The sequence below is a fragment of the Pseudomonas sp. P106(2024) genome (assembly GCF_057480815.1).
Window position 1 is genome coordinate 25,063 of the sequence record NZ_JBLIYU010000027.1, and the last position, 6,994, is coordinate 32,056.

At 58.3% G+C, this 6,994-nt stretch carries 7 protein-coding genes, 1 tRNA gene and 2 pseudogenes; 7 read left to right on the forward strand and 3 right to left on the reverse strand.

The window, feature by feature from the left end; translation table 11 throughout:
- The first annotated feature begins 559 nt into the window (after positions 1 to 559).
- The 7 genes and pseudogenes from AC25M7_RS24980 to AC25M7_RS25010 form a co-directional block, all read left to right on the forward strand.
- A complete protein-coding gene (locus tag AC25M7_RS24980; protein ID WP_028692527.1) occupies positions 560 to 949 on the forward strand; it encodes a helix-turn-helix domain-containing protein in 390 nt (129 codons plus the stop codon).
- Positions 950 to 1,012: 63 nt separating this feature from the next.
- The gene (gene gacA / locus AC25M7_RS24985) at positions 1,013 to 1,651 is read left to right on the forward strand and encodes a response regulator transcription factor GacA (RefSeq protein ID WP_028692526.1); all 639 of its coding nucleotides are present in this window, start codon (positions 1,013 to 1,015) and stop codon (positions 1,649 to 1,651) included.
- A gap of 9 nt (positions 1,652 to 1,660) precedes the next feature.
- Positions 1,661 to 3,484: an excinuclease ABC subunit UvrC gene (uvrC, locus tag AC25M7_RS24990; RefSeq protein WP_050704747.1), complete on the forward strand. Its 1,824-nt coding sequence runs from the start codon at positions 1,661 to 1,663 to the stop codon at positions 3,482 to 3,484.
- Positions 3,485 to 3,517: 33 nt separating this feature from the next.
- Positions 3,518 to 4,078 carry a CDP-diacylglycerol--glycerol-3-phosphate 3-phosphatidyltransferase gene (gene pgsA / locus AC25M7_RS24995; RefSeq protein ID WP_028692524.1) on the forward strand — a complete coding sequence of 187 codons (561 nt, stop codon included), beginning with the start codon at positions 3,518 to 3,520 and terminating at the stop codon, positions 4,076 to 4,078.
- A gap of 64 nt (positions 4,079 to 4,142) precedes the next feature.
- A tRNA-Gly gene (locus AC25M7_RS25000) sits at positions 4,143 to 4,218 on the forward strand.
- Positions 4,219 to 4,239: 21 nt separating this feature from the next.
- Positions 4,240 to 4,461, forward strand: coding sequence for an integrase arm-type DNA-binding domain-containing protein (locus AC25M7_RS25005; RefSeq protein WP_213883003.1), 222 nt, complete (start codon positions 4,240 to 4,242; stop codon positions 4,459 to 4,461).
- Positions 4,443 to 4,627 (forward strand): annotated as a pseudogene (locus tag AC25M7_RS25010) (integrase core domain-containing protein); the annotation flags it as partial. The gene AC25M7_RS25005 and the pseudogene AC25M7_RS25010, both read left to right, overlap by 19 nt.
- A gap of 77 nt (positions 4,628 to 4,704) precedes the next feature.
- On the opposite strand, the gene AC25M7_RS25015 reads toward AC25M7_RS25010, so the two are convergent.
- The 3 genes and pseudogenes from AC25M7_RS25015 to AC25M7_RS25025 all read right to left on the reverse strand — a co-directional run.
- The gene (locus AC25M7_RS25015; protein WP_139670126.1) at positions 4,705 to 4,962 is read right to left on the reverse strand and encodes a PAAR domain-containing protein; all 258 of its coding nucleotides are present in this window, start codon (positions 4,960 to 4,962) and stop codon (positions 4,705 to 4,707) included.
- Positions 4,928 to 5,851 (reverse strand): DUF6708 domain-containing protein, encoded by a 924-nt coding sequence (locus AC25M7_RS25020; protein ID WP_486971599.1) that lies wholly within the window; start codon positions 5,849 to 5,851, stop codon positions 4,928 to 4,930. The genes AC25M7_RS25015 and AC25M7_RS25020 overlap by 35 nt, the downstream gene beginning before the upstream one ends.
- A gap of 2 nt (positions 5,852 to 5,853) precedes the next feature.
- A pseudogene (locus tag AC25M7_RS25025) lies at positions 5,854 to 6,994 on the reverse strand (T6SS effector BTH_I2691 family protein); the annotation flags it as partial.

Sequence of the window (6,994 nt, forward strand, 5' to 3'; positions counted from 1 at the left end):
CCCCAGGCGCGGCGCAAGGCCGGCCGAGATACTCAGTTCAAGAAGTTGTGAAAATGCCAGACGCGCAGGATCAGGCCGCGCTAGATATATAGCGATGCAGGCTGTTTCTTGGTGGTCTTTTTACATCCTAAGGAGTTTTCTGATAGTTCGGCAAGCTTTGTTGTGTTGTTGTTTTGATAAATTCTAAGTGTGCTGTGATTAAGTTAAAAATTGCTTATAAAACAATGAGTTAAAGTTAGATAAAAGTTGGGCGTCAAAAAAATGATATGCTTGTTTGTGCCGATAAAATGACGCCAAAATGGCGTTTTTCGACACTTTTCCCGCCGTTTCAGTCGTGCTTCGATGTACGCTTTCTTACTGACTTGGGTGATTTTTCTGATTCTTGGAAGTGCTATTTTCGTCTGTCGTCGGGCGCTTCCATGTCCACCAGCCGTCCGGCTGTGGCGCAATGATGGCTTGCAAGGATTGGATCCAATTGGCATAGTGCCGGACGACTGCGCAAGCATTCACTCGGGTGCGGGATGCACCCGTCTTCCATTCATGCAAAGGAGGCAAGCAGATGAACGGATTCGGTCCGCGACTCAGAGAAGAGCGCGAACGCTTGGGGCTGACCCAGCGTATCTTTGGCGATATCGGCGGTGTCGAGCCCAACGCCCAGGGCAAATACGAGAGCGGCGAACGCACGCCGCGCATGGATTACCTCGCGGCCGTCGCCAGCAAGGGCGTCGATGCGCTCTATGTGCTGAGCGGCGTGCACACCCCCGCGCCGCTGGACAGCCTCACGTCCGACGAAAACCGTCTGCTCGACGCGTTCCGCCGCCTACCTTCGGCCGACCAAGCCGCGGTCTGGCACCTGCTCAACCGCCTGGCGGGCGAGGAGGGGGGGGCGCAAGTGCTGCGCATTCGGCGGCCTGACCGGCAGGCATATTTCCATGACGCTTTGCGCTAGGTTCGTTGTGAAAAATTTTGTTAAGGTGGCGGGATCCAATCGCCCCACTGACGAGGTGTCTGCTTGATTAGGGTCCTGGTGGTCGACGATCACGATCTGGTGCGTACCGGCATCACACGCATGCTGGCCGACATCGACGGGCTGCAGGTGGTGGGGGAGGCGGACTCTGGCGAGTCCGCCCTCAAGCTGGCCCGCGAGCTCAAGCCGGATGTGGTCCTGATGGACGTGAAGATGCCAGGGATCGGTGGTCTGGAAGCCACGCGCAAGCTGTTGCGCAGCCATCCGGACATCAAGGTGGTCGCGGTAACCGTGTGCGAGGAAGACCCGTTCCCCACCCGCCTGTTGCAGGCGGGTGCCGCGGGCTACCTCACCAAGGGTGCCGGGCTCGACGAAATGGTCCAGGCGATTCGCCTGGCCTTCGCCGGCCAGCGTTACATCAGCCCGCAGATTGCCCAGCAGCTGGCGCTCAAGTCGTTCCAGCCCCAGGGCTCGCCGTTTGACGCGCTGTCCGAGCGGGAAATCCAGATTGCGCTGATGATCGTCGGCTGCCAGAAGGTGCAGATCATCTCTGACAAGTTGTGTCTGTCCCCCAAGACCGTCAATACTTACCGTTATCGAATCTTCGAAAAACTCTCGGTCACCAGCGACGTCGAACTGACCTTGCTGGCCGTCCGCCACGGTATGGTCGACGCAAGTCTGTAAGCACACCTCATGTCACAACCTTTTGATGCAAGCGCGTTCCTGGCGACCTGCAGCGGTCGCCCGGGCGTGTACCGGATGTTCGACGCCGAGGCCCGGCTGCTGTACGTGGGCAAGGCCAAGAACCTCAAGAAGCGCCTGGCCAGCTATTTCCGCAAGACCGGGCTGGCGCCGAAGACGGCTGCCCTGGTGGGGCGCATCGCCCAGGTCGAAACCACCATCACTGCCAACGAGACCGAGGCGCTGCTGCTTGAGCAGACGCTGATCAAGGAGTGGCGGCCGCCCTACAACATCCTGCTGCGCGACGATAAGTCCTACCCGTACGTGTTCCTGTCCGACGGTGAATTCCCGCGCCTGGGCATCCACCGTGGCGCGAAGAAGGCCAAGGGCCGTTATTTCGGCCCGTACCCCAGCGCCGGTGCCATCCGCGAGAGCCTGAGCCTGTTGCAGAAGGCGTTCTCGGTGCGCCAGTGCGAGGACAGTTACTACGCCAACCGCACCCGCCCGTGCCTGCAGTACCAGATCAAGCGCTGCAAGGGTCCGTGCGTGGGGCTGGTCGCCGCCGAGGAGTACGCCGAGGACGTGCGCCATTCGGTGATGTTCCTCGAAGGCCGCAGCCAGCAACTGGGCAACGAGCTCAGCGCCGAGATGGAAAAGGCCGCCATGGCCCTGAACTTCGAGAAGGCCGCCGAGCTGCGCGACCAGATCGCCCTGCTGCGCCGGGTCCAGGACCAGCAGTACATGGAGGGCGGCTCCGGCGACGTCGACGTGGTGGCGGCCTTCGTCAACCCGGGCGGCGCCTGCGTGCACCTAATCAGCGTGCGTGGCGGCCGGGTGCTGGGCAGCAAGAACTTCTTTCCCCAGGTGGGCATCGAGGAGGAGGTGGCCGAAGTCATGGCCGCGTTCCTCTCCCAATACTACCTGGGCAACGCCGAGCGCGAGCTGCCGGGCGAGCTGATCGTCAACGTGGTGCACGACGACTTCGCCGCCATCAGCGAGGCGCTGCAGACCCTGCGCGGCCGCGAAATCAGCATCAGCCACCGGGTGCGCGGCACCCGCGCGCGCTGGCAGCAGTTGGCGGTGACCAACGCCGAGCAGGCCCTCAATGCCCGCCTGGCCAACCGCCAGCACATGGCCGCGCGCTTCGAGGCGCTGGCCCAGGTGCTCGACCTGGACGAGGTGCCGCAACGCCTGGAGTGCTACGACATCAGCCACTCCAGCGGCGAAGCCACCGTGGCCAGCTGCGTGGTGTTCGGCCCCGAAGGCCCGCTCAAGTCCGACTACCGCCGCTTCAACATCGAAGGCGTTACCGCTGGCGACGACTACGCGGCCATGCACCAGGCCTTGCAGCGCCGCTATGGGCGGATCAAGGACGGCGAGGGCAAGTTGCCCGACGTATTGTTGGTGGACGGCGGCAAGGGCCAGCTGAACATGGCCCGCGACGTGATGCAGGAACTGGGCTTTGCTGACCTGACGCTGCTGGGGGTGGCCAAGGGCGTGACCCGCAAGGCCGGTTTCGAGACCCTGTACCTGAACGACGTGGCCCACGAGTTCACCCTCAAGGGCGACTCGCCGGCCCTGCACCTGATCCAGCAGATTCGCGACGAAGCCCACCGTTTTGCCATCACCGGCCACCGCGCCCGGCGCGGCAAGGCCCGGCGCACATCGAGCCTGGAGGACGTCGCCGGGGTCGGCCCCAAGCGCCGTCGCGACCTGCTGAAACATTTCGGCGGCCTGCAGGAGCTCAACCGCGCCAGTGTCGACGAGATCGCCAAAGCCCCCGGCATCAGTAAAAAGCTTGCCGAGTCGATTTATGCCAGCCTGCATAGCGAGTAGAATGCCGGGTTCAACTCGCAGCCAGTCGTACCGATGAATATTCCAAACCTGCTCACCGTTCTACGCGTCCTGCTCATCCCGATCTTCATCCTGCTGTTCTATGTGCCCTATCACTGGAGCTACATGGCCGCCAGCACGGTGTTCGCCATCGCCGCCGCCACCGACTGGCTCGACGGCTACCTGGCGCGTCGCTTGCAGCAGAGCACCCCGTTCGGCGCCTTCCTCGACCCGGTGGCCGACAAGCTGATGGTCGCCGTGGCCCTGGTCCTGCTGGTGCAGGTGCACGCCAACTTCTGGCTGACGCTGCCGGCGGCGGTGATCATCGGCCGCGAGATTGTCGTCTCGGCGCTGCGCGAGTGGATGGCCGAGCTCGGCGCCCGCGCCCACGTGGCGGTGTCGAACCTGGGCAAGTGGAAGACCGCCGCGCAGATGCTGGCGCTGGTGATCCTGCTGGCCAACCCGCCGCTGCTGACCTTCTGGGTGGTGCTGGGCTATGGGCTGCTGCTGGTCGCGGCGGGCCTGACCCTGATCTCGATGGTGCACTACCTGCTGGCCGCCTGGCCGCACTTGCGCGAAGGTTCGGAGCAAAAGTAAAAGTTTTTTTGAATCAAGGGGTTGACGCCGTTCTGGAAATCGCTAGAATGGCACTCATCACGACGCGGGAATAGCTCAGTTGGTAGAGCACGACCTTGCCAAGGTCGGGGTCGCGAGTTCGAGTCTCGTTTCCCGCTCCAAATATAGATCTACAGAGTTTCATGGGATTCTTTAGATCATTGAAAATAGACGCTTCGGCGTCTTTTTTCGTTCCAGTCAAAGCCACTCCGATCGCATGCCTCGGTACCTACCCCGACGTCGGCCTGTGTCAGGCGCGCTCACTGCGCTATGAAGCGCGGCGGCTGATCGCCCAAGGCACCAACCCTTGCACGCATCGCCGGCATCAGCGCCGCACCCAAAACCTTGCAGAACAGAACACCTAGCTGAGCGCATCAACGGAATCCTCAAAACAGAGCTGCTGCTAAGTAGCCCTGAAAGTCTGGAACAGGCAAGGAAGATGGTTGTTGAGCCGTGCAGATCTACAACACAGATCGGCCTAACATGGCCCTGAAAAACAAAACGCCCGATGCGGTGCATCGGGCGTTTTAAGGCCTATCGGCCTACCTGAACAGGTGTAAATCTATTTCAGGGCTAGACATTGTCAAAGCCATCTGCCGGCTTTGCTGTCAATCAATCAACCAACCCGGATCACCCTCGACCAAGGTTCCGCCATGGCTGGTGGTGTCTCCCTCCCTTGCCGCCGGTTGGCCCTCGATGATCGTGCTGCCAGCACCGGTTTCGATGACAGCGCCACAACTGATTCGGTCGCCGACGCGTGCTATTGCCCTGCCATCCACGAATGCTGCGCTTGCGCCTGTTTCTACGGTGCCTTCGCCATGGATAGGGCAACTATGACGATGGCCTACGAGTACGATGGGTTTCATTTGCGCTTTCCTTTTTTAGTTGAACAGGGGCTTCGTCGAAAGCCTCTGGCGGAGGCGGTGCTGCCCGGACATTGAACAGGCGGCACACGGCGTACCAGCCGATGGCGAGGCCGAGGTTGTAGGGGAACAACACGGCCCAGAACGGCAGTTGCCAGTTTTTCTTGCCCTGCATTTCACCGGGCTCGCCGGTTCGCCAAGGGGCGTAGTGGCGCCAGGCTTCTGCCGGGGTCAGGCAGATGGCATGAAGCGGCCGGTGCCACCAGTTGGGGTCGCCGGGAGGAGGGAGTTTGGATGGGCCGTGGTTCATGAACTGGCGAATGTATTCCCAGACTTCGGCGACGTGTTTGATGTCGGATTCAGTGGGTTCGTTGCTGTCGACCCATAAGCAATCTTTCTGGTGCAGGCTGCCATCCTCTCTAGGTGGGGCGAAGGCAAGTGCATAACTGGTGCTAAAGGATGAGCCTCCAAATTCGGTGCGTTTGAATACGCCCCCATGGGTCTTGTTCCAGTCAAAAGTGATAAGTTTTCTGCCGCGCTGGTAGTAAATTTTTTTGGTTGATCGGATGAAGTGGAAGTTTGAAAGTTTTTTTATGAAATAGATTCTATAGGCGAGGAAAGGTGTGAATATTAGTGGTGCAAAAATATACTGAATCACGGACTGGGTGCGTTCTAGTAGTATGAGTCTGTATTCGGGGTCTGCAATGTCGGGATAGAAAGAAAGAGCCAGGGCTAATGTCATGGCGGTGTATAGTTTTGCCATGAATACAGAGTCGGATACCCACGGGTTTCGCAAGGTTAATGTGTCTGTGGACAAATTTTCTAGCTGTCCATTAATTGCTGGTTTGTATCCAGAGTTTGAGTTTTTGTTGAATATCCATATGACTGCCATGATTAGTGCTCGAGACGAAAAATTGAATTAACCTTGTTGCCTTCACTCAAACCTTGGTTGGAAATATAGGCTAGATGCAGTGAGGCATGGTTTTGGCTGTTTATCGTATTTTTAAAGTTCAGAATTAAGCCGGCGCCTATAACGTAGCAAATAGCGGTAAGTGGAAAGACGACCATTTCTCCGTCTTCACGAAGACTGCTCAAGCTACCTGACCATTCGCTTGTGCCTACGATGAAACCCGGTAGGAATACTGTGAATTCCACGGTGGGTTGTGTAGTGCTGACTTCGTTATGGGTGATGGCAGTCCAGTTTGCTGGTGCCCAATATTTATTTTCATGCCAACCACTGTCGACCCCGGTTATACCAAAGGATCGCGCTTCTTCTGCGGTTATTAACCTTGGTCCGTAATGCTCATCGTGCCAGGCTTTAAGTTCGTCTTGCAGAGAAGGGAATGTAGGAAGTCTTTTTTCATGATCCAGAACGACTTCGGGATGCACCTCTCCATCGTTTTTACGATTGCCGAATATGCTCCTTGCTGCCCACAGTTCGATAGGGGTATGGAGGTGTTCATACGATTTGGCGTGAAGGTATAAGCCTCCAGCGATGATCACTGCTCCCAGGAGTACAAGCGCTGCTGCGCCCCATCCGGCAAAGGGTACAACTGATGTAACTCCCGCAACCGCGAGTCCGCCCTCCAGTACTAAAACGGAGCCTGCCGCGACAGCGCTTCCGCCATAAAGTGTCAAATCAGATGCTTCAGTGTTGCCGTGTTGTTTTTGTCTTTTTGATTTTTGAAAGTCTGAAGTGAGTCCTAGAAAAATTGCAGGGTAACCGGATAATCGTGCAAACAGATTGCTCCCCAAGAACTTGATTACGCCGTTACCAAACGCCATCCCCGGCGCCGTCGAACTCAATCGCAGCATTGCTGCTTGCTGCGTTTTTCTCACGCTAACCAATGTCGCCGCGGCCGCACCGATCACACCGAAAATCGACGCCGCAAACCCCAAGGTGTATTCCGGCGCATTGCTTTTCTGCAGGCTGTTGTAAGCCGTCTTCAGCGAGATCACGTTGAACCACAGCATTCCGGCGTTCAGACCACCGCCTCCGCCCGACGTAAGCAACCCGAGCAAGTTGGGTTTAACC